The 21000-nt window shown below is 35.6% G+C and carries 17 protein-coding genes and 1 tRNA gene; 16 read left to right on the top strand and 2 right to left on the bottom strand.

The window, feature by feature from the left end; translation table 11 throughout:
* The first annotated feature begins 151 nt into the window (after positions 1-151).
* The 12 genes from rpsL (at position 152) to AAGD89_RS02500 (ending at position 16083) form a co-directional block, all read left to right on the top strand.
* Positions 152-526: a 30S ribosomal protein S12 gene (gene rpsL / locus AAGD89_RS02445; protein WP_341808692.1), complete on the top strand. Its 375-nt coding sequence runs from the start codon at positions 152-154 to the stop codon at positions 524-526.
* 6 nt (positions 527-532) lie between these two features.
* Positions 533-1012 (top strand): 30S ribosomal protein S7, encoded by a 480-nt coding sequence (gene rpsG, locus AAGD89_RS02450; RefSeq protein WP_341808693.1) that lies wholly within the window; start codon positions 533-535, stop codon positions 1010-1012.
* Positions 1013-1032: 20 nt separating this feature from the next.
* Positions 1033-3108: an elongation factor G gene (fusA, locus tag AAGD89_RS02455; RefSeq protein WP_341808694.1), complete on the top strand. Its 2076-nt coding sequence runs from the start codon at positions 1033-1035 to the stop codon at positions 3106-3108.
* An 11-nt stretch (positions 3109-3119) separates the two neighbouring features.
* The gene (gene tuf, locus AAGD89_RS02460; protein WP_341808635.1) at positions 3120-4292 is read left to right on the top strand and encodes an elongation factor Tu; all 1173 of its coding nucleotides are present in this window, start codon (positions 3120-3122) and stop codon (positions 4290-4292) included.
* Between the two features lie 14 nt (positions 4293-4306).
* Positions 4307-4379, top strand: a tRNA-Trp gene (locus AAGD89_RS02465).
* Positions 4380-4398: 19 nt separating this feature from the next.
* Positions 4399-4599, top strand: coding sequence for a preprotein translocase subunit SecE (secE, locus tag AAGD89_RS02470; protein WP_341808695.1), 201 nt, complete (start codon positions 4399-4401; stop codon positions 4597-4599).
* Positions 4589-5425 carry a transcription termination/antitermination protein NusG gene (gene nusG / locus AAGD89_RS02475; RefSeq protein WP_341808696.1) on the top strand — a complete coding sequence of 279 codons (837 nt, stop codon included), beginning with the start codon at positions 4589-4591 and terminating at the stop codon, positions 5423-5425. The genes secE and nusG overlap by 11 nt, the downstream gene beginning before the upstream one ends.
* A 2-nt stretch (positions 5426-5427) precedes the next feature.
* Positions 5428-5868 (top strand): 50S ribosomal protein L11, encoded by a 441-nt coding sequence (locus AAGD89_RS02480; RefSeq protein ID WP_341808697.1) that lies wholly within the window; start codon positions 5428-5430, stop codon positions 5866-5868.
* Between the two features lie 4 nt (positions 5869-5872).
* Entirely contained in the window at positions 5873-6535 is a 663-nt protein-coding gene (gene rplA, locus AAGD89_RS02485) for a 50S ribosomal protein L1 (RefSeq protein ID WP_341808698.1), read from the top strand.
* Between the two features lie 12 nt (positions 6536-6547).
* Positions 6548-7066, top strand: a complete 519-nt coding sequence (rplJ, locus tag AAGD89_RS02490) for a 50S ribosomal protein L10 (RefSeq protein WP_341808699.1) — start codon at positions 6548-6550, stop codon at positions 7064-7066.
* Between the two features lie 26 nt (positions 7067-7092).
* Positions 7093-7488 carry a 50S ribosomal protein L7/L12 gene (gene rplL / locus AAGD89_RS02495; protein WP_341808700.1) on the top strand — a complete coding sequence of 132 codons (396 nt, stop codon included), beginning with the start codon at positions 7093-7095 and terminating at the stop codon, positions 7486-7488.
* Positions 7489-7554: 66 nt separating this feature from the next.
* A complete protein-coding gene (locus AAGD89_RS02500) occupies positions 7555-16083 on the top strand; it encodes a DNA-directed RNA polymerase subunit beta/beta' (RefSeq protein WP_341808701.1) in 8529 nt (2842 codons plus the stop codon).
* A 108-nt stretch (positions 16084-16191) separates the two neighbouring features.
* On the opposite strand, the gene AAGD89_RS02505 is transcribed toward AAGD89_RS02500, so the two are convergent.
* A complete protein-coding gene (locus AAGD89_RS02505; RefSeq protein WP_341808702.1) occupies positions 16192-16869 on the bottom strand; it encodes an ABC transporter ATP-binding protein in 678 nt (225 codons plus the stop codon).
* A gap of 103 nt (positions 16870-16972) precedes the next feature.
* Positions 16973-17437: a heme biosynthesis protein HemY gene (locus AAGD89_RS02510; RefSeq protein WP_341808703.1), complete on the bottom strand. Its 465-nt coding sequence runs from the start codon at positions 17435-17437 to the stop codon at positions 16973-16975.
* A 48-nt stretch (positions 17438-17485) separates the two neighbouring features.
* On the opposite strand from AAGD89_RS02510, the gene AAGD89_RS02515 reads away from it, so the two are divergent.
* The 4 genes from AAGD89_RS02515 to nuoK all read left to right on the top strand — a co-directional run bounded on the left by AAGD89_RS02515 (position 17486) and on the right by nuoK (position 21000).
* A complete protein-coding gene (locus AAGD89_RS02515) occupies positions 17486-18685 on the top strand; it encodes a deoxyguanosinetriphosphate triphosphohydrolase (protein ID WP_341808704.1) in 1200 nt (399 codons plus the stop codon).
* On the top strand, positions 18685-19878 hold the full coding sequence (gene ribD / locus AAGD89_RS02520; RefSeq protein ID WP_341808705.1) for a bifunctional diaminohydroxyphosphoribosylaminopyrimidine deaminase/5-amino-6-(5-phosphoribosylamino)uracil reductase RibD: 1194 nt from the start codon (positions 18685-18687) through the stop codon (positions 19876-19878). The genes AAGD89_RS02515 and ribD overlap by 1 nt, the downstream gene beginning before the upstream one ends.
* Before the next feature lie 235 nt (positions 19879-20113).
* Positions 20114-20701, top strand: a complete 588-nt coding sequence (locus tag AAGD89_RS02525) for an NADH-quinone oxidoreductase subunit J (RefSeq protein WP_341808706.1) — start codon at positions 20114-20116, stop codon at positions 20699-20701.
* Positions 20692-21000, top strand: coding sequence for an NADH-quinone oxidoreductase subunit NuoK (nuoK, locus tag AAGD89_RS02530; protein ID WP_341808707.1), 309 nt, complete (start codon positions 20692-20694; stop codon positions 20998-21000). Before AAGD89_RS02525 ends, nuoK begins: the two co-directional genes overlap by 10 nt.

Below are 21000 nucleotides of genomic sequence, written 5' to 3' on the forward strand. Positions count from 1 at the left end.
TACACTTTTATCTTTTGGCCCAAATTTGGAACAATAAAGCAGCTAAGCCTAAAATTATTAGGATAATAATGTATATTTTTATATTGACTATTGAGATTGATTATTTTATAACTAGAGACTTGGTTGTTTTAATAAGCTTGAGTTTATAATTATGCCTACAATAAATCAGTTAGTACGTAAGGGTAGATTGAGATTGACCCATAAGAAAAAAGTGCCAGCTTTGGGGGAAAGCAATCCTCAAAGGAGAGGTGTTTGCACTAAAGTATATACCACCACTCCTAAGAAGCCTAACTCGGCACTCCGTAAAGTAGCCAGAGTGAGAATTAGTGGGTATGGTGAAGTAACGGCTTACATACCAGGTGAAGGTCATAATTTACAAGAACACTCAGTTGTTCTGATACGTGGTGGAAGGGTAAAAGACTTACCTGGTGTACGTTATCATATAATAAGAGGCGCCCTTGATCTGCGTGGTGTGCAAAACCGAAAGAAATCTCGTTCAAAATATGGTGTAAAGAAATCTGGTTAAAAATTTATGGCTCGTCGGAATGAAGCAAAAAAAAGAGAAGTAAGTCCTGATTCGCGTTATGGCAGCGTTTTGTTGATGCGTTTTATTAATACAATTATGAAATGTGGCAAAAAATCTGTTGCAGAAAGAATCATTTATGACGCTTTGTCTTCAGTTGAAAAGAAAATAGATGAAGGTGGATTGTCAATTTTTGAAACGGCTGTGGAAAACGTTACACCTTCTATAGAAGTGCGTTCTCGGCGTATTGGTGGTGCAACTTATCAAGTGCCTGTAGAAGTTCGAAAAGATAGAGCAGTCTCTTTAGCGTTAAGGTGGATTGCTAAAGCATTTTCTGCTGCTCGAAAAAAAAGTGGAAAAAGTTCTGCTGATTGTCTGCAGTCTGAAATATTGGATGCATATAACAAGCGTGGTGGTGCGTTCAAGATGTGTGAAGAAAAGTATAAAATGGCTGAGGCTAACAAGGCATTTTCTCATCTTCGTTTTTAAGTTAGCTAGTTAATTGTAATATGGAAATTGAAATATCTAAATACAGAAATATAGGAATAATGGCTCATATAGATGCTGGTAAAACCACCACAACAGAGCGTGTTTTATTTTATACTGGTAAAGAAAATAGAATCGGTGAAGTGCACGATGGTGCGGCATCTATGGATTGGATGGAGCAAGAAAAAGAGCGCGGAATTACGATCACATCTGCTGCAACAACATGTTTTTGGAATGATCATAGAATTAATATAATAGATACACCTGGTCACGTTGATTTTACTATTGAAGTTGAAAGATCTTTAAGAGTTTTAGATGGTGCAGTTGCTGTATTTGATGGTGTTGCCGGGGTTGAACCTCAATCTGAGACTGTTTGGTGTCAAGCTGATAAATATAATGTTCCTCGTATTTGTTTTGTTAATAAAATGGATAGAATAGGGGCGAATTTTTATCGCTGTGTTGATATGATAAAAAGCAAGCTTGGTGCAGTACCTTTAGTCACTCAATTGCCGATAGGAAGTGAGAAAGATTTCAAAGGTGTTATTGATCTTATTGATATGAGATCTATCGTATGGGAAGAAGAGACACTAGGTGCGAAGTTTTCTTATGGTGATATTCCTTCTGATTTGCTCGATAAAGCTCAAGAATTTAGGAAGGCTTTATTGGAAGCAGCAGCTGAGATGGACGATGAAGTAATGAATATTTACTTTGAAAGTAATGATATTCCAGTGGATTTATTAAAAAAATGTGTAAGGATTGGGGCTATAAAAGGTAAGTTTGTTCCTGTATTATGCGGATCGGCTTTTAAAAACAAAGGTGTTCAGCCTCTTCTTGATGCTGTGGTTGATTTTTTACCTTCTCCTATTGATGTTGATGTAATTACTGGAAGTGATCCTAAAGATTCAGAAAAGAAAATTGAGATTAAGCCTTCGGAAAAAGAAAAGTTTGTAGCTCTTGCGTTTAAAGTGATGACAGATAAATTCGTTGGTAGCTTGACGTTTATTCGTATTTATTCTGGCAAATTAAAATCTAAATCTACTGTTTTAAATGCATTAAAAAACGAAACTGAAGGGATTGGTAGAATGCTACTTATGCATGCAAATAATCGTGAAGATATCACTGAAGCTAGGGCTGGGGATATAGTTGCTTTAGTTGGGCTAAAGAAAACAACCACTGGGGATACTTTATGTTCTGTTGATTCTCCTATATTACTGGAGCGTATGGAATTTCCTGAGCCTGTTATTGAAATTGCTGTGGAACCTAAAACCACTTCAGATCAGGAAAAATTAGGTGTTGCTTTGAATAGGTTGGTTGCAGAAGATCCTTCTTTGAGGATGTCAGTAAATGCGGAAAGCGGTCAGACTATATTAAAAGGTATGGGGGAATTGCATCTTGAGATTATTGTTGATAGAATGAAGCGCGAATTTAATGTTGAAGCTAATGTTGGTGCTCCTCAGGTTGCATATCGTGAAACTATCACTAAATCTGTTGAAATTGATTACACTCATAAAAAACAATCAGGTGGTGCTGGTCAGTTTGCTAAGGTTAAAATAAAATTTGAGCCTCTTGAGCCTGGCTCTGGGTTTCAATTTGAGAGTAAAATTGTAGGTGGTGCTATTCCAAAAGAGTATATACCTGGGGTACAAAATGGCTTGGAGTTGATAAAAGAAGGTGGAATTATTTCTGGCTTCCCATTAATTGATTTTAAGGCTACTCTTCTTGATGGTGCTTTTCATCAGGTTGATTCTAGTCCTTTAGCTTTTGAACTTGCTGCTAAGGGTGCTTTTAAGGAAATGGGGAATAAAGCTGGTCCGAAAATGCTGGAACCTGTAATGAAAGTTGAAATCATAACTCCTGAAGAATATATGGGTGATGTGATGGGTGATATAAATAGTAGAAGAGGAAATGTTGCTGATATGCTGGATTTAGGTAATAATAGTAAAATAATTACTGCTTCGGCACCTCTTGCAAATATGTTTGGTTATATCAACGTTTTGCGTTCTATGTCTCAGGGAAGAGCGCAGTATAGTATGCATTTTTCTTGTTATGAGCAAGTACCACAATATGTGGTTGATGAATTAAAGCTAAAGTATAATTAAGGGTAATAATTATGACAACAGTAGTAGAAGCATTTGGAAAGCCGCACATAAATGTGGGGACGATAGGACATGTGGATCATGGGAAGACGACGTTAACGGCGGCGATAACAAAGCATTATGGAAATTTTGTAGCGTATGATCAGATAGATAAGGCGCCAGAAGAGAAGAAGCGTGGGATAACAATATCAACGGCGCATGTTGAATATCAGACTGAGACACGCCATTATGCGCATGTTGACTGTCCTGGTCATGCTGATTATGTGAAAAATATGATTGTGGGAGCGGCGCAGATCGATGCGGCGATATTGGTGGTGTCAGGTGTTGACGGGCCGATGCCACAAACGAGAGAGCATATATTGCTCGCAAAGCAGGTTGGAGTTGGGTATATTGTGGTATATATAAACAAAGCGGATGTTGCTGACCGTGATATGATAGATTTAGTGGAAATGGAAATCAGGGAATTGTTGAGTAAATATGGATTTCCAGGCGATGATGTTCCTGTGATAGTTGGTTCGGCACTCAAGGCGCTGGAGAATGAGGATAGCGAATATGGCAAAAAATCAATAGATAAATTGATGCAGAAATTAGATGAATATGTGCCAATTCCACCAAGACCTGTAGAGTTGCCATTTATATTGCCGATTGAGGATGTATTTTCTATATCAGGCCGCGGAACGGTGGTAACAGGAAGAATAGAGCGTGGAGAAATAAAGACTGGCGATGAAGTAGAGATAATAGGTTTAAAAGCGACCCAAAAGACGATATGTACGGGCGTGGAAATGTTCAAGAAATTGCTGGATAAAGGCAGTGCGGGACTGAATGTGGGAATATTGCTCAGAGGAACAAAAAGAGAAGAAGTGGAGCGAGGGCAGGTGCTCGCAAAACCAGGGACGATAACGCCGCATAAGAAATTCAAGGCGGAGGTTTATATATTGAAGAAAGAGGAGGGAGGCAGGCACACGCCATTTTTTGCGAATTACCAGCCGCAATTTTATTTAAGAACGACCGATGTAACAGGAAGTATAAAGTTGCTGGATGGAAAAGAGATGGTGATTCCGGGTGATAATGTGAGTATAGAGGTAGAGTTGCATGTGCCAATAGCGATGGATAAGGGCTTGCGTTTTGCAATAAGAGAAGGCGGTAGAACTGTTGGTTCTGGTGTTGTTTCTGAGATTTTAGAGTAGAAAGTTTGAGTTATAGGAGTGTAGCTCAATTGGTAGAGCGCTGGTCTCCAAAACCAGAGGTTGTGGGTTCAATTCCTATCGCTCCTGCATTGATATTGTGGTAGAAATGTTAAAAAATTTATGTGGTTTTTTTTGTGATATAAAGCAAGAAATACGAAGAATTGCCTGGGTAAAAAAACAGGAGGTATTATCATCTCTATTTGTTGTAATAATTGTAATATTGTGCTTTTCTATTTTCTTTTGTTTGGTAGATTTTATATCTCTTTGCACAATTAAGGCTTTATTTGGAATTGTTTATGACGCATGAATATAGGTGGTATATCATTAAAGTTGATTATGGGTGTGAGAGAGATATACGCGAACTGGTGAGTAATGCTGTTTATTTTAAGGAAGTATTTATTCCGTATCAGACTGTGTATAATACAAAACCTGATATAAAGGAGATATGCGAAGTATATGTTTGTATGCACCTCTGTGATGAAAGTAAAAATATTTTGAGTCAAGTGCCTGGTTTTTGTAGTAGTGAGTCTGATAATTTTGAAGTAATTTCAAATGACGAGGTAAGTTTAAAATGTAAGGAGTTTAATAGGTATAAGTGGTATATTTTGAGAGTTGCTTCTAATTATGAAGAGAAAGTGCGTCAACATGTACTGGAAAATTCTATTAGACTCGGTGTTAATAGTTATTTTAAGGAAGTTTTTATTCCATATGAAGAGTTAAATGAAGCGGAACTCAGGTCTAAAAAAGTTGCTACACGAAGAAAGTGTTTTCCTGGTTATGTTTTTTTATATGTGAATTTGTGTGATGAAGTGTTAAATTTTATTAATAATATACCAAAATCTCTTAAGGTTTATGGGTTTTTAAAAAATGGTAATGTACCAAAAGTGATTTCTGATAGTGAGATTAGCTCAATGTGTAGCGCACTTTACACTGCTCAAGAGACGAAAAAATTGAGTTATGGTTATGAAAAAGGTGAGAAAATAAAAATTAACGACGGCCTTTTTCAAAATTTTACTGGTAAAGTACATATGATAGACGATAAGAAACAAATTATTAGTGTAGAAGTATCAATTTTAGGTAAGCCTACAATAATAGAACTTGATCTAACTCAAGTAGAGAAAATAGAGGATTAATTATGAGTAATGTAGTTGCTAAGATTAATTTACTGATGGAAGCTGGAAAAGCAGTCCCTGGACCGAAAATTGCTTCGGTGCTTGGACCACGCGCCATAAATGTTCCTAAGTTTTGTGAAGCTTTTAATAAGATTACTAACTCTGCTAGTGCTAATTATAAAGTAGGTGACGTAGTGACTGTGCGATTTTTCATAAAGGATGATCGCTCTCATGATTTCACTGTTAGCAGTCCACCTGTGTCTTATTTGCTTAAGCAGGAAGCTAAGTTAAGCAAAACTTCTAGTAATCCAGGTAAAGAGATGGTAGCCAAATTGCCTATGTCTGCTATAATTAAGATAGCACGGTATAAGATGGTTGACATGAAAGTGGATAATGAAGATTCAGCAGTAAAAATGGTTTTAGGTGCTGCTAAATCTATGGGTATAGAAGTTGTAGAAGGTTAAATACATGAATACATATAATGATGAAATTTATAATCCTAAACAATGTTTGGAAAAAATCATTGAGTTTGCTTCAGCAAAGTTTGACGAATCAATTGATGTTGCGGTTAATTTAGGCGTAGATTCACGTAAATCTGAGGAGCAGGTGCGTGGTACAGTGGTCCTGCCTAAAGGTATTGGAAGGGATATTAAAGTAGCTGTTTTTGCTCAAGATAAGCATTTATCAGAAGCTGAAAAAGCTAGTGCTGATATTGTTGGAGGAGAGGATTTAATTGAAGAGATAAAAAAAGGTAAGAAGCTTGATGTTGATTGGTGCATCACTACTCCTGATTTTATGGCAAAAGTCACTCCTATTGCAAAGATATTGGGTGCTAAAGGGCTTATGCCTAATCCTAAGTTTGGCACTGTAACACCTAATGTGGCAGAAGCTATTAAAATTATTAAGTCTGGTCAAATAAAATTTAGAACAGATAAAAATGGTATTATTCATGGTAAATTAGGAAATATAAAATTTGGCATTGATGATTTGCTGGAAAATTTGAAAGCCTTTCTTAAAGTGATTAAAGATAGCAGACCTATTTCTGCAAAAGGAGTTTATTTTAAGAGTGTTTTTTTAAATTCGACTATGGGTAAAGCTTATAAATTAAGCAAAGTAGAAGATATAATTTAGGGGAGTAATGCCGTGAAGCGTGAAAATAAGGATGAGTTTATACAGAATATAGCCGATGTGTTTGTAAATAATGATTTCTTGATATTGGTAAATTTTAAATCTATAAATGCCAGTGATTCATTAACTCTTAGGAATAGCTTAAAGTCTATAGCTGGTGGAGTTTTGGTGGTTAAAAACACTTTAGCTCGCTTGGCTTTGGAAAGAACTGGTAGATTTTCTTATTTATCAGATAGTTTTTCTGGTCCTGTTGCTATTATATACTCTAGCGGCATGGTAGAAGCTGCAAAATTAATAGTTGATTTTGCTAATATTAACAAAGAAAAGATGTCTGTGATTTGCGCGGCTCATTCGAATCAATTGCTCACAACAGAGGATGTTGATAAGTTGGCTAAGTTGCCTTCTCTGGAAGAGCTCCATATTAAAATTATGCGTTTAATATCTTATAATATCCCTGCTCGATTGGCATTGTCTATTAATGCATCTTCTATGAGACTTATGAGAGCGTTGGGTTATTATAGTTCTAAAAAATAAATTTGTTGTTAAATAAGGTGGTAATTATGAGTAATGTAACAAATGATTTAGTTGATAAAATATTATCTTTAAATCTATTAGAGGCTTCTGAGCTTGTGAAAGTGTTAGAAGAGAAAATAGGGTTGCCTGCTGGTTCTTTTATTGGCGGTGCTGGTGCGCCTGCTGGAGGTAATGTTGCAGCTGCTCCTGCTGCTCAAGAAAAGACTGAATATAAGGTCGTAATTAAAGAAATTGATGCTAGCAAAAAAATAGCAGTCATTAAAGCTGTTAGAGAGGTTGATTCTGCGTTAGGTCTAAAAGAAGCTAAAGAATTAGTTGAATCCTTACCTAAAGATTTGATTGCTAATGTTCCTAAAGAGGAAGCAGAAAAAATAAAGCAAAAACTTATTGAAGCAGGAGCAACCAAAGTGGACCTTGAATAGCACGTTTATATTTAAATGTATTAGTTATATTGGTATAGCTCTTTTGGTTAGTTTGGGGTATTTTTAATGGTTGATTCTTCTTATATGTATGCTTCTGGTGCTTTTGTTCCTAGAATTTCTTATTCTAGGTCGATTGATTTAAAAGATTCCTTGTTGGATTTAGTTAAGGTTCAAAAAGAATCATATGACTCATTTACTCCTGAGAATAAGGGTAATGAAAGACTTGAGGCTATTTTTCATGCAATCTTTCCAATAAATGATCCTTTGCACAGGGCAACTATTGAGTTTATAAGCTGCAAGATAGATGATCCTAAATATGATGAATCTGAATGTGTAAAACGTGGTATAACTTTTTCTGCTCAAGTTGTTGCCTCTATACGTCTTGTTATTATGCAAGATGGTGTTTCTCTTGATGAATATAAATCGATTAAAGAGAGCGAGGATCAATCTAAGCTTGCAACTGTTGTGAAATCTATAGAAGAGCAAGAAGTCCATTTTTGTGGCTTGCCGATGATGACTGATAAGGGCACTTTTATTATTAATGGTGTAGAAAAAGTTATCGTTTCACAAATGCACAGGTCTCCTGGTGTGTTTTTTGATAGCGATAAGGGAAAAACTTATAATTCTGGTAAATTGATCTACTCTGCTAGAATTATTCCTTATAGAGGTTCTTGGCTTGATATTGAATTTGATGTTAAAGATCATTTACATTTCCGCATCGATAGAAAAAGAAAATTACCAATTTCGGTTTTATTAAAAGCATTAGGTCTCTCAAATAATGACATACTCAATAAATTTTATGAGAAAATAAAGCACATAAAACATAAAAATGGTTGGAAAGTACCTTTTACCCCTGATAAGTTTAAGGGAATTAGGCTGCCTTTTGACTTAATGAATGTTGCAGGCAATGTGCTACTTAAAGCTAATGTTCGTATTACTTCAAGGCTTGCGAAAAAGCTACATGAAGATGGATTGAAAGAGTATCTTGTACCTTTTGATTCTATATGCGGGTTATTCCTTGCAGAAGATTTAATGGATAGTGCTAGCTCTACAAAAATTTTATCTGCTGGTGAACCTATAAAATTAGAGGATGTGAAAAAACTTGAGCTCTTATCTGTAGGTGAAATCTCAGTACTCAATATAGATAATATGTCTGTTGGGCCTTATATATTAAATACCCTGTTCTTAGATAAAAACATGTCTTATCAGGATGCGCTGTATGAAATATATAGAGTTTTGCGTCCTGGCGAAGTTCCTGTTTTGGAGATAGTAGAAGAATTTTTCCGTAACCTTTTCTTTAGCCCGGAGTATTATGATTTATCTAACATTGGTAGGTTAAAACTTAACTCTTATCTTGGATTGCATTATGATGAAAAGTTAACTGTTTTAACATATGATGATATCATTGAGGTTGTAAGGAAAATAGTATTATTACGTGATGGACAAGGAACTGTAGACGATATTGATCATTTAGGTAATAGAAGAGTAAGATCAGTTGGAGAGTTTATAGAAAACCAGTTTAGAACTGGATTGTTAAAATTAGAGCGTGTAATAGTTGATTCTATATCCACTTCTAGTTTAGATAAAGTTTCCCCTTCTGATTTTATTAATCCAAAGGTGTTAACTAATGTTTTAAGAGATTTTTTTAATTCTTCTCAATTAGCTCAATTTATGGATCAGACTAATCCATTGTCTGAAATAACCCATAAAAGAAGGTTATCGGCACTCGGTCCTGGTGGGTTAACGAGAGAACGTGCAGGATTTGAAGTGCGTGATGTTCATCCAACTCATTATGGAAGAATTTGCCCTATTGAGACTCCTGAAGGACAAAATATAGGATTAATTAATAGCTTAGCTATATATGCACGCATTAATAAATACGGTTTTATTGAAAGCCCTTATAGAAAAGTAGTCAATAGGGTTGTAACTGATCAAATTGAGTATCTTTCTGCTATAGATGAAGGCTCACATCATATAGCTGATACTAGCGTAAAGCTTGATGAAAATAATTGCTTTGTCGATGACATGCTATACTGTAGGTATGCTGGTAGTTTTGTTATGGTAAGTAGTGATCAAGTTGGTTACATTGATGTGTCTCCTAAACAGGTGATATCAGTTGCAGCTTCTTTAATTCCATTTTTAGAAAATGATGATGCCAATAGAGCGTTGATGGGTTCAAACATGCAACGTCAAGCTGTACCTTTATTGAAACCTACTGCTCCTTTGGTTGCTACTGGTATGGAATCTTTTGCAGCTTCTGGTTCTGGTGCTGTAGTTTTAGCAAAACGTGATGGCATAGTTGATAGTTCAGATAGTAACTCTATAGTCATACGTGCTTTTGATAAAGAAAAAATCAATTACCTGGATGTGGATATTTATCATTTAAGAAAATTTCAACGTTCAAATCATAATACTTGTATCAATCAAAGGCCTCTTGTGCGTGTAGGTGATTATGTTAAAGAGGGTGATGTTATTGCTGATGGTTCTGCGATTAACAATGGAGAACTGGCTCTTGGTAAAAATTTGCTAGTCGCTTTTATGTCTTGGCAAGGCTATAATTTTGAAGATTCTATTATTATTTCCAGTGAAGTTGTTAAAAAAGATCTTTTTACTTCTATCCATATAGAAGAATTTGAGTGTGTTGTGCATGACACTCCACTCGGGTCAGAGAAAATAACTCGTGCTATACCTGATGTTAATGAAGAAAATTTATATCACTTGGATGATAGTGGTATAGTGAAAGTTGGTACAAGAGTTGGACCGGGTTATATTCTTGTCGGAAAAGTGACTCCTAAGCCTTCTCTTTCATTGCCCCCTGAAACAAAGCTATTAATGACAATTTTTGGTGAAAAGTCATTTGATTGCTCTGATTCCTCTTTATATACATCCCCAGATGTTGAAGGCACAGTAATTGATGTACAAGTTTTTACACGTAGGGGAGTTGAGGAAAATGAAAGAGCATTACTTATTAAACAGAAAGAAATTAATGATTTTGAAAAAGAGCGGGATTATATAATAAATGTTACTAGTGAATATTTTTATGATGAACTACAAAAACTCATTATTCACTCTGGTTCAAGTGATCAAGAGAAATTGGATTCTATTGATCGTGAACAATGGTGGGGCATAGGGCTTGAATGTACACCTATTTTAGAACAAGTTAAGAATCTCAAAAAAGATTTTGATGAAAAAGTATCCACTGCAATAGTGCAGTTTAAGCGAAAAGTAGAAAAATTGAATGAAGGTTATGACTTGCCTCAAGGTGTGTCGATGGCAGTTAAGGTTTTCATTGCTGTGAAGCATAGCTTGCAGCCTGGCGATAAAATGGCTGGTAGACATGGGAATAAAGGAGTTATATCGCGAGTTGTACCAGTTGAAGATATGCCATATTTAGAAGATGGTACTCCTGTTGATATTATTCTTAACCCTCTTGGTGTACCTTCACGAATGAATGTTGGGCAAATACTGGAAACTCATGTTGGTTGGGCTTGCAAAAAATTGGGAGAAAAGGTAGGCAATATTCTCGACGAGATCAGTAAAATCAAAAATGTTTTTTGTAACGCAATCAGATCTCTTGACGATGATAATTTTGCAAAGTTTGCAGTAATATATCTTGATAATAGGAAAATTGAAGATCTGAGTGACAATGAAATAACTGCTTCTATCTTAAATGTAGTAAATAAAAGTGCTCTAAATGATGAGTTGAATGAATTAGTAGAAAATTGCTTGAATTCTTGTAAAAGCTTGTACAGTAATTTACGGAACTTCCTTATTGAAGTTTATAGCTGCGGTAATAATGTATCTATCTGTAATAATATCCGTGATATTAGCAATGATAATCTCATTGAATTTGCACACAAATTACGTGATGGTGTACCTGTTGCTGCGCCTGTGTTTGAAGGTCCAAAGGATGAACAAATAACAAAATTATTTGAAATCGCTGGCTTAGATAACTCTGGTCAGTCTGTATTATATGACGGTTGCACTGGAGAGAAATTTGACCGTAAGGTTACTGTCGGTTACATGTACATGCTTAAGCTGCATCACTTAGTTGATGATAAAATTCATGCGCGTTCAGTAGGTCCTTATAGTCTAGTGACTCAACAGCCGCTTGGAGGAAAGTCTCACTTTGGTGGCCAGCGTTTTGGTGAAATGGAATGTTGGGCATTGCAAGCTTATGGTGCTGCTTATACTTTACAGGAAATGTTAACTGTGAAGTCTGATGATATTAACGGTAGGGTTAAAATTTACGAATCGATAATAAAAGGCGACAGTAATTTTGAGTGTGGAATTCCTGAGTCCTTCAATGTGATGATAAAAGAATTACGTTCTTTATGTTTGAATGTAGTTTTAAAGCAAAATGATGTAGTTATTGGTGATATATCTCACACTAACATTGCACAGTCTTTTGATAAGATAAGCATATCAGTTGCTAGCCCTGAAAGCATTACATCTATGTCTTATGGCGAGATAAAAGATGTTTCAACTGCAAATTATCGTACATTCAAAGTTGAGAAAGGTGGATTGTTTTGCCCTAAGATTTTTGGTCCTGTTAATGATGATGAATGTTTATGTGGAAAATACAAAAAAAGAAGACACAGAGGTCGCATATGTGAAAAATGTGGAGTGGAGGTTACATCTTCTAAAGTAAGAAGAGAAAGGATGGGTCATATAGAGCTTGCGTCTCCTGTTGCTCATATATGGTTTTTGAAATCACTCCCATCAAGAATTGGAGCATTGCTAGATATATCTCTGAGAGATATTGAGAATATCTTATATAGCGATAATTATATTGTAATAGATCCTCTTGTTTCTCCTTTTGAGAAAAGCGAGATCATTAGTGAAAAAACTTATAATGAAGCTAAGGATAGCTATGGAGTTGATAGCTTTATAGCTATGCAAGGCGTTGAGGCCATAAGAGAATTATTATCACGCCTCGATTTACATGCAATCAGAAGGGATTTAAGGTTAGAGTTAGAATCTATTACTTCTGAAATAAAAAGAAAGAAAATTATAAAGAGATTACGTATTGTTGAAAACTTTATTAAATCTGGGAACAGACCTGAATGGATGATACTTACAACTATTCCTATTTTACCACCTGATTTACGTCCTTTAGTGTCACTGGAAAGTGGTCGTCCTGCAGTTTCTGATCTGAATCATCACTATAGAACTATTATTAATAGAAATAATAGGCTGAGGAAGTTATTAAGCTTAAATCCTCCTGAGATTATGATTCGTAATGAAAAAAGGATGTTACAAGAGGCTGTTGATTCTCTTTTTGATAATAGCCGTCGTAATACTCTTACAAATAAAGCTGGTGCTGTTGGATATAAAAAGTCCATTAGTGATATGTTAAAAGGAAAACAAGGTCGTTTCCGTCAAAATCTACTGGGTAAGAGGGTAGATTATTCTGGACGTTCTGTAATAGTTGTTGGTCCAACTTTGAAACTGAATCAATGTGGTCTGCCAAAAAGAATGGCTCTTGAATTGTTCAAACCTTTTGTTTATTCAAAGCTTAAGATGTATGGCATGGCTCCAACTATTAAATTTGCTAGTAAATTGATAAGAGCAGAAAAACCAGAAGTTTGGGATATGCTAGAAGAAGTAATAAAGGAACATCCTGTTTTATTGAATAGGGCACCTACGTTACATAGACTTGGTATTCAAGCTTTTGAGCCGATCCTTATTGAGGGTAAAGCAATACAATTGCATCCGCTTGTCTGTACAGCATTTAACGCTGATTTTGATGGTGATCAAATGGCGGTGCATGTACCGATTTCGCTAGAAGCTCAGCTGGAAGCTAGGGTCTTAATGATGTCTACTAATAACGTTTTAAGTCCTTCTAATGGCCGACCAATTATAGTTCCAAGTAAAGATATAGTACTTGGTATATATTATCTAACTTTACAAGAGTTAACTGACGCAGCAGATGATTTACCATTTTTTGGTGCTTTTTGTGACGTTGAGCATTCCTTAAGTGATGGATCTTTGCATATCCATTCTAATGTAAAATATAGAATGGAGTATATTAAAGATAATGGCGAGGCAAGCTATAGGACTGTTTGTACAACCCCTGGTCGCTTAATATTATGGCAGATTTTCCCTCAACATGAGAATTTAAGCTTTGATCTAATAAATCAGATATTAACAGTTAAGGAAATAACCAATATAGTCGATTTAGTATATCGTAACTGTGGTCAAAGTGCTACAGTGGCTTTTTCTGATAAATTAATGGTTCTTGGCTTTGAATATGCTACATTTTCTGGAGCATCCTTTGGTCGTCATGATATGGTAATACCCGATACTAAAGCTATGCATGTTGATCACGCGAGAGGTGAAATTAAGAAATTTTCTGCGCAATACCAGGACGGGCTAATTACAAGAAGTGAGAGGTATAACAAGGTTATAGACGAATGGTCTAAGTGTACAGATGTGATAGCTAGTGACATGTTAAAAGCAATGTCTATATATAGCACAAACGGAAAATATAACTCTGTATATATGATGGTTAATTCTGGTGCAAGGGGTTCTACTTCACAAATGAAACAGCTAGCAGGGATGCGAGGGCTTATGACGAAACCTTCAGGTGAAATTATAGAAACGCCTATAATTTCTAATTTCCGTGAAGGATTAAACGTGTTTGAGTACTTTAATTCTACCCACGGTGCACGTAAAGGTTTGGCTGATACTGCACTTAAAACTGCAAATTCTGGATATTTAACTCGTCGTTTGGTTGATGTATCTCAAAATTGCATAGTTACAAAGCATGATTGTGGAACAAAAAATGGTCTTGTTGTTAGAGCTACGGTTGAAGGAAGTACTATAGTTGCATCTTTAGAGAGTGTTGTGCTTGGCAGAACAGCTGCAAATGATATATATAACCCAGTAACAAAAGAACTATTAGTCACAGCAGGGGAATTAATTGATGAGGATAAAGTAAAACAAATTAATATTGCAGGGCTTGATGCCGTGAAAATCAGGTCAGCTTTGACTTGTGAAATGAGCCCTGGTTTATGTGCTCTATGTTATGGAAGAGATCTTGCAACTGGTAAAATTGTTTCAATAGGTGAAGCAGTTGGTGTGATAGCCGCACAATCTGTTGGAGAGCCAGGTACTCAGCTAACAATGCGTACTTTCCATATAGGTGGAGTAATGACAAGAGGTGTTGAATCCTCAAATATTATAGCCTCTATTAATGCTAAAATAAAACTAAACAATAGTAATATAATTATAGATAAAAACGAAAATAAAATTGTAATAAGCCGTTCTTGTGAAGTTGTATTAGTTGATAGTTTGGGTAGTGAGAAATTAAGGCACAGTGTACCTTATGGTGCTAAGCTTTATGTAGTAGGTGAAGGTGAGTCTGTGAAACTTGGTGATAAAGTGGCAGAGTGGGATCCTTATACATTACCTATTATCACGGAAAAGACTGGTACTGTATCTTACCAGGATTTAAAAGATGGAGTTTCAATCACAGAGGTTATGGATGAATCTACTGGGATATCAAGCAAAGTAGTAAAAGATTGGAAATTGCATTCAGGCGGAGCTAATTTCCGTCCTCGTATAGTCCTACTGGATGATAATGGTGAAATAATGACACTTGCAAGTGGCGTTGAAGCGTGTTACTTTATACCACTTGGTGCAGTACTTAATGTACAAGATGGTCAGAAAGTTTATGCTGGTGATGTTATTACAAGAACACCAAGAGAGTCAGTAAAAACTCGTGATATTACTGGTGGTTTACCGAGAGTTATAGAATTATTTGAAGCACGCCGTCCTAAAGAGCATGCTATCGTTAGTGAAATAGATGGACATATAGTATTCTCTGAGAAAGATCGAAGAGGAAAACGTAGTATATTGATTAGGCCTACAGATGAACAGATTTCTCCAGTTGAATATCTGGTATCAAGAAGTAAGCATGTAATAGTCAATGAAGGTGATTTTGTCCGTAAAGGTGATCTATTAATGGATGGTGATCCTGATCTTCATGATATTTTACGCGTACTTGGATTAGAAGCTTTAGCGCACTATATGATTTCTGAAATACAGCAAGTTTATAGATTGCAGGGTGTACGTATAGATAATAAGCACTTAGAAGTGATATTAAAACAAATGCTACAGAAAGTAGAAATTACTGACCCTGGCGATACTATGTACTTAATCGGTGAAACTATCGATAAGCTGGAAATTGATAAAGAAAATGAGGCTATGAATAACTCTGGCAAACGACCTGCTGAGTATCTTCCTATTTTGCAGGGGATTACTAGAGCAAGCCTTGAAACCAACTCCTTTATTTCTGCTGCCTCTTTCCAAGAAACAACAAAAGTGCTTACAGAAGCAGCATTCTGTGGAAAGGATGATCCTTTAACTGGATTAAAAGAAAATGTTATAGTGGGAAGGTTAATTCCTGCTGGTACAGGTTTAATTATGAGTAAGATTAGAGCACTTTCACTTAGTGATAATGTAAATAAATGTGAGGAATATTTTGATATTGAAACTTATGACGAAAAATGGTTAAGGGGTGACAGTTGTCATTCACACTCTGGTGAAGAAGAGAGCGTAGTAGTGCCACATTATGATCAGTCGAGTTAAGCAAATAAAAGCTGTTAAAATATTCAGCTTTTGGTAGTGCTCAAGAATTCATGGCATATGCAGTTAATTGTATAATACTTTCCAAAGCAAATGGTAATGGTAGAAGTACTATAATTTCACTAATGTCTGATCCTTCAATTGAAAAATACAGTCTGCCTTTTCTGCAAGTTGGTGGTTATGAGTCACTATGAGCATAGAGTGATTATTTTCCTTTATATATGAATATAATAGCAAAAATACGTCTAAAGAATTTGTTGGATCTAAATTTCCTGTCGGCTCATCTGCAAGTAAAAGCTTGGGGGAATTGACAATACTTCTTGTTATTGCAATCCTTTGCCTCTCTCCACCAGAAATCTCAGATATCATACTATTTGCTTTATTTTCCAGGCCAAATTTTTCTAATATCATTTGTGAATTTTTCCTTGCTTCAGCTTTGCTTTTGCCTGCAATGAGTTGAGGAAGCATGATATTTTCGAGGACCGACAATTCTTGCTGTAGATAATGAAATTGATAGACAAAGCTAAGGAAATTTCTTCTTATGTGTGTTTTCTGTTTATTGCTGGCTTGTGTACAATTAACCCCATTTATTGCAACTACACCAGAAGTTGGCTTATCCAATAAGCCTGCAATCTGCAATATAGTTGTTTTCCCGGTACCTGAACTGCCGATTAATGCAACTACCTGTCCTTTTGCAACACTTAAATTGATATCTTTTATAACAGTAGAGCTATCCTTAAAGCTTTTATCTACAGAAGTCAGCTTTAGCGCTACATTATCATCTGTCATCCCAGTGTCATGCACTGGGATGACAGGAAAAAAAGTACTGGTATAACAAGAGGAGAGCTACTTGGACGACAAGAAACGAACATTGGAATGACCAATTTTTTTACTAAACAGAGAAGCTGCTACCACACCCACATTGAGACTTAGCAAGAACGTTTTTTATTTGGAAACCAGAACCACTTAGATCCTCAGTATAATCTATAATTGAGTTATTCAAAAACTTCACTGAGCAATTATCAACCATAAGTACAGGGTTTCCATTTTTATCGTTAATTACTATATCTCTCCCAGTTTTGCTAAAACTTGAATGGCCTTTATAATCTTCTCCCTCCTCGTCGTCATCAAAATCATCATCATCTTCATCATCAAATTCATCGTAATCATCATCGTCATCGCTCAAAGATAGACTTTTGTCCATTTGATCGATAAGAAAATTATATTTAAAACCAGAACATCCGCCACCTGAAACTGCAATTCGCAAAACAGAACTCTTATCCTCTTCCTTCTCTACAAGAGAGTGAATTTTTTTTAATGCATTGTCAGTTAGGTTAATGTTGTAATTTGTTGACATAGTCACCACCGTTTATTATTGATCATTTTATTATAGTGGAAATTCTACATGTCAAACAATAATTTTCTATTAAATTATGCATGCCTACTAAATAGAACAAGAGGAAGGTACTTTAAAGAATCAGAAGATGAAAGTCGCAGTTGTTTTCAGCGTGATCGAGACCGTATTATCCACTCTAATGCATTTAGAAAGTTAGGGTACAAAACACAAGTCTTTATTAATTATGAGCATGATTACTATCGTACACGACTCACTCATAGTCTTGAAGTTGCACAAGTTGCAAGATCAATTGCACGTAGAGTTGGTTTAAATGAAGATATTACCGAATGTATAGCGCTTGCACATGATCTTGGTCACCCGCCATTTGGTCATGCAGGTGAGGATGCTTTGAAGAAATCAGTTCTAGATTTAAATCTTCATAATGAAAAGTATGAGTTTGATCACAATGTTCAGGCTATAAGGATTTTAACTTATCTTGAGCAAAAACATGCTGATTTTGATGGTATGAACTTAAGTTGGGAAGTTGTTGAAGGGGTTGCAAAGCATAATGGACCTTTGCTTGGAAAACATGCAAAATCTAAAACCAATAATAAATTGATGCTTGAATATAATGAAAAATATGACCTAAAATTTGAGGAGTTTTCCAGTGGTGAAGCGCAAGTTGCTTCAATTGCTGATGATATTGCTTATAGCGTTCACGATCTTGACGATGCATTGAGGGCGAATTTAATTGTAGTTGAAGATTTGCTGGATGTTCCGTTAATCGGGACAGCGTTTAAAGATATAAAAGGTAAATATGCAAAACTGCCTCAAAGCAAACTTATACATGAATCTCTGAGTAGAATTATAGGTATTATGATAAGTGATGTTGTTTCTCAGACTGAAAAGAATATTGAAAATTATAGAATAAAGGATATTGAAGATATAAGAAAAATGGATAAACCATTAGTTACATTTTCACTAGAAATTGAAAACGCCACAAAAGAGATGAAAAAATTTAATATGGAAAAAATATATAGGCACTACAAACTGAATAGAACAATGAATAAGGCAAAACGTATAATACAAGAGCTTTTTCAATGTTTTTATGCAAATCCTGATCTACTTCCAACTGAGTGGAGCAAGCTTGCTTATTGGTCCGAGCGTTCATTAATAATATGTGACTACATCTCGGGCATGACAGATAGATTTGCTATACATGAGCACAGACGAATTTTTGATACCTCATACGAAATGACTTCTTTCTGATGCTTGATGATCAATTCATGTCAGTTGCATTGAAGCTTGCAGAAAAGAATCTTGGAAATGTTGCACCAAATCCTGCTGTTGGGTGTGTCATTGTAAAAAATAGCATACTGATCGGTGAAGGATATACAGGAATCGGTGGACGCCCACATGCAGAAATAGTTGCTTTAAAAAATGTGAAAGATTCAGTTTGTGGTGCAACTATGTATGTAACTCTTGAGCCATGCTGCCATCATGGAGTTACAGGGCCTTGCGTCTCAGAAATCATTAATGCTGGAATAAAAAGAGTAGTAATTGCAACTATTGACCCTGATGAGAGGGTTTCAGGCAAAGGAATTAAAACTTTGAAAGAAGCAGGAATTGAGGTTACATATGGAATTATGCAAAAGGAGGCAGAAAAACTAAATATCGGGTTTTTTCTTACTAAAACACTACATAGACCATTTATAACCTGTAAAATTGCAACAACTCTTGACGGAAAAATCGCAACATTTACAGGCGAAAGTAAGTGGATAACAAGTGAGGACACGAGAAATTGGGTGCACAAGCTTAGAGCAAAATATGATGCGATTATGATAGGAAGCAACACCCTTGTTAATGATGATCCACTACTCACTTGCAGATTACCAGGGCTTGAAGACAGATCACCAATAAGGCTAATTATAGATAGCCAAGCCAAGTTGAAGGAAAAGCATAATATTGCAAAAACTGCAGGTCCAAAACACCATTCCATGTCATTCCAGAGCGTGACGCTGGAATCTGGATCCCAGTGTCGGGGCACTGGGATGACAATAGGGGGGAACACTGGGATGACATGTGTGAGAGCAGGAAATAAAGTAGCAACTTGGATAATCACAAATAAAGAAGCAAAAGAAAAGATAAAGAATATTAATTATTTGATAGTTGATTCAAATAATTCAGGTAAAGTCTGTTTAAAAACTACTATGCCAAAACTTGTTTCAGAGATTGGAATAACCAGACTATTAGTTGAAGGAGGAGGGGAATTGATTACCGAATTGTTAAAACATAACTTAATTGACAGATTGATAATATGCCGTAGTGGTAAGATTTTAGGCAACGATGCCACCCCTTTTATAGCAAATTTAGGTATTCAATCCATTAATGAGTGTTATAAATTCAAAAAGGCAGAAATAATAGATTGTAGTGATGATGTGATAGAAATATGGGATAGATAACGCTTATATGGGTAATTCAAGATAAGCTTTCCCAAATTTTTGAAATATAAAATCGATAGCAGCGTTAATATCTGGCCAATTTGTTAAACATTTCCGATGGATATGTGGTCTGCCTTGAGAGAAGCGCTTACTCCTCAATGGTTGAGTAAGGATAGAGTCCCAAATATTTAATATAACATTGACTTTATTGCAATAGTGCTTTAATTAGATAAGTAGCGTTGAAAGTCGTACGTTGATGTCTTTTTTCTTTTATTTTTTTTCAATTCTTAGCATTTTATCTGCTGTTTGTGTAATCAGCGTGAGAAATCCCGTACATGCAGTGTTATTTTTAATTTTTACCTTCGTTAATTCTGCAGTGCTTTTTATTCTTCTTGGAGCTGAGTTCATTGCTATGATGGTGCTGATAGTCTATATCGGCGCAGTTGCAGTGTTATTTCTTTTTGTAGTTATGATGCTTGATATTGACTACATAAGATTGCGTCAGGGTTTTTCAAAGCATTACACACTTGGTGCTGTGCTCTGTGTTGCATTTTTTTTAATTATTGGCTTTGTCATTCGTAGCTCATCGGCGGATATAAGTAATGTTATAAATTATAATACCAACAACGTGAAAGCTATTGGTAATTTGCTATATACTGACTACATGTATGCTTTCCATCTTTCTGGTATTTTGCTCCTTGTTGCGATTGTTGGTGCAATTGCTCTCACTTTACAAGATAAGAAAAAAGGGGTTAAAAAACAGAATGTATTGAAACAATTGACGCAATCTTCATCTGTAAAATTAGTTAAGGCTCGATTTGGAAAGGGAGTAGAATGGAAATAGGATTAAATCATTTTTTGATAGTTGCTGCTATTTTATTCACTGTCGGAGTGTGCGGTATTTTTATCAACCGCAAGAGTATAATCAATATATTATTATCAATAGAAATATTATTGCTGGCAATTAACATAAATTTGGTTGCTTTTTCTGCATTTATGAATGATATAGCTGGGCAAATTTTTGTCATGTTTGTTTTAACTGTTGCTGCAGCAGAGTCGGGAGTTGGACTTGCGATACTAGTTGTATATTATAGGAGTCGTGGCAACATAGATGTTGAACAAGCAAACTTAATGAAAGAATAA

It is taken from the genome of Wolbachia endosymbiont (group E) of Neria commutata (assembly GCF_964026735.1).
Taxonomy (GTDB): Bacteria; Pseudomonadota; Alphaproteobacteria; order Rickettsiales; family Anaplasmataceae; genus Wolbachia.

Coding starts and splice junctions, on each gene's coding strand:
- rpsL (WP_341808692.1), top strand. CDS start 152: ATGCCTACAATAAATCAGTTAGTACGTAAGGGTAGATTGAGATTGACC.
- rpsG (WP_341808693.1), top strand. CDS start 533: ATGGCTCGTCGGAATGAAGCAAAAAAAAGAGAAGTAAGTCCTGATTCG.
- fusA (WP_341808694.1), top strand. CDS start 1,033: ATGGAAATTGAAATATCTAAATACAGAAATATAGGAATAATGGCTCAT.
- tuf (WP_341808635.1), top strand. CDS start 3,120: ATGACAACAGTAGTAGAAGCATTTGGAAAGCCGCACATAAATGTGGGG.
- secE (WP_341808695.1), top strand. CDS start 4,399: ATGTTAAAAAATTTATGTGGTTTTTTTTGTGATATAAAGCAAGAAATA.
- nusG (WP_341808696.1), top strand. CDS start 4,589: ATGACGCATGAATATAGGTGGTATATCATTAAAGTTGATTATGGGTGT.
- AAGD89_RS02480 (WP_341808697.1), top strand. CDS start 5,428: ATGAGTAATGTAGTTGCTAAGATTAATTTACTGATGGAAGCTGGAAAA.
- rplA (WP_341808698.1), top strand. CDS start 5,873: ATGAATACATATAATGATGAAATTTATAATCCTAAACAATGTTTGGAA.
- rplL (WP_341808700.1), top strand. CDS start 7,093: ATGAGTAATGTAACAAATGATTTAGTTGATAAAATATTATCTTTAAAT.
- AAGD89_RS02500 (WP_341808701.1), top strand. CDS start 7,555: ATGGTTGATTCTTCTTATATGTATGCTTCTGGTGCTTTTGTTCCTAGA.
- AAGD89_RS02505 (WP_341808702.1), bottom strand. CDS start 16,869: ATGACAGATGATAATGTAGCGCTAAAGCTGACTTCTGTAGATAAAAGC.
- AAGD89_RS02510 (WP_341808703.1), bottom strand. CDS start 17,437: ATGTCAACAAATTACAACATTAACCTAACTGACAATGCATTAAAAAAA.
- AAGD89_RS02515 (WP_341808704.1), top strand. CDS start 17,486: ATGTCAAACAATAATTTTCTATTAAATTATGCATGCCTACTAAATAGA.
- ribD (WP_341808705.1), top strand. CDS start 18,685: ATGCTTGATGATCAATTCATGTCAGTTGCATTGAAGCTTGCAGAAAAG.
- AAGD89_RS02525 (WP_341808706.1), top strand. CDS start 20,114: ATGTCTTTTTTCTTTTATTTTTTTTCAATTCTTAGCATTTTATCTGCT.
- nuoK (WP_341808707.1), top strand. CDS start 20,692: ATGGAAATAGGATTAAATCATTTTTTGATAGTTGCTGCTATTTTATTC.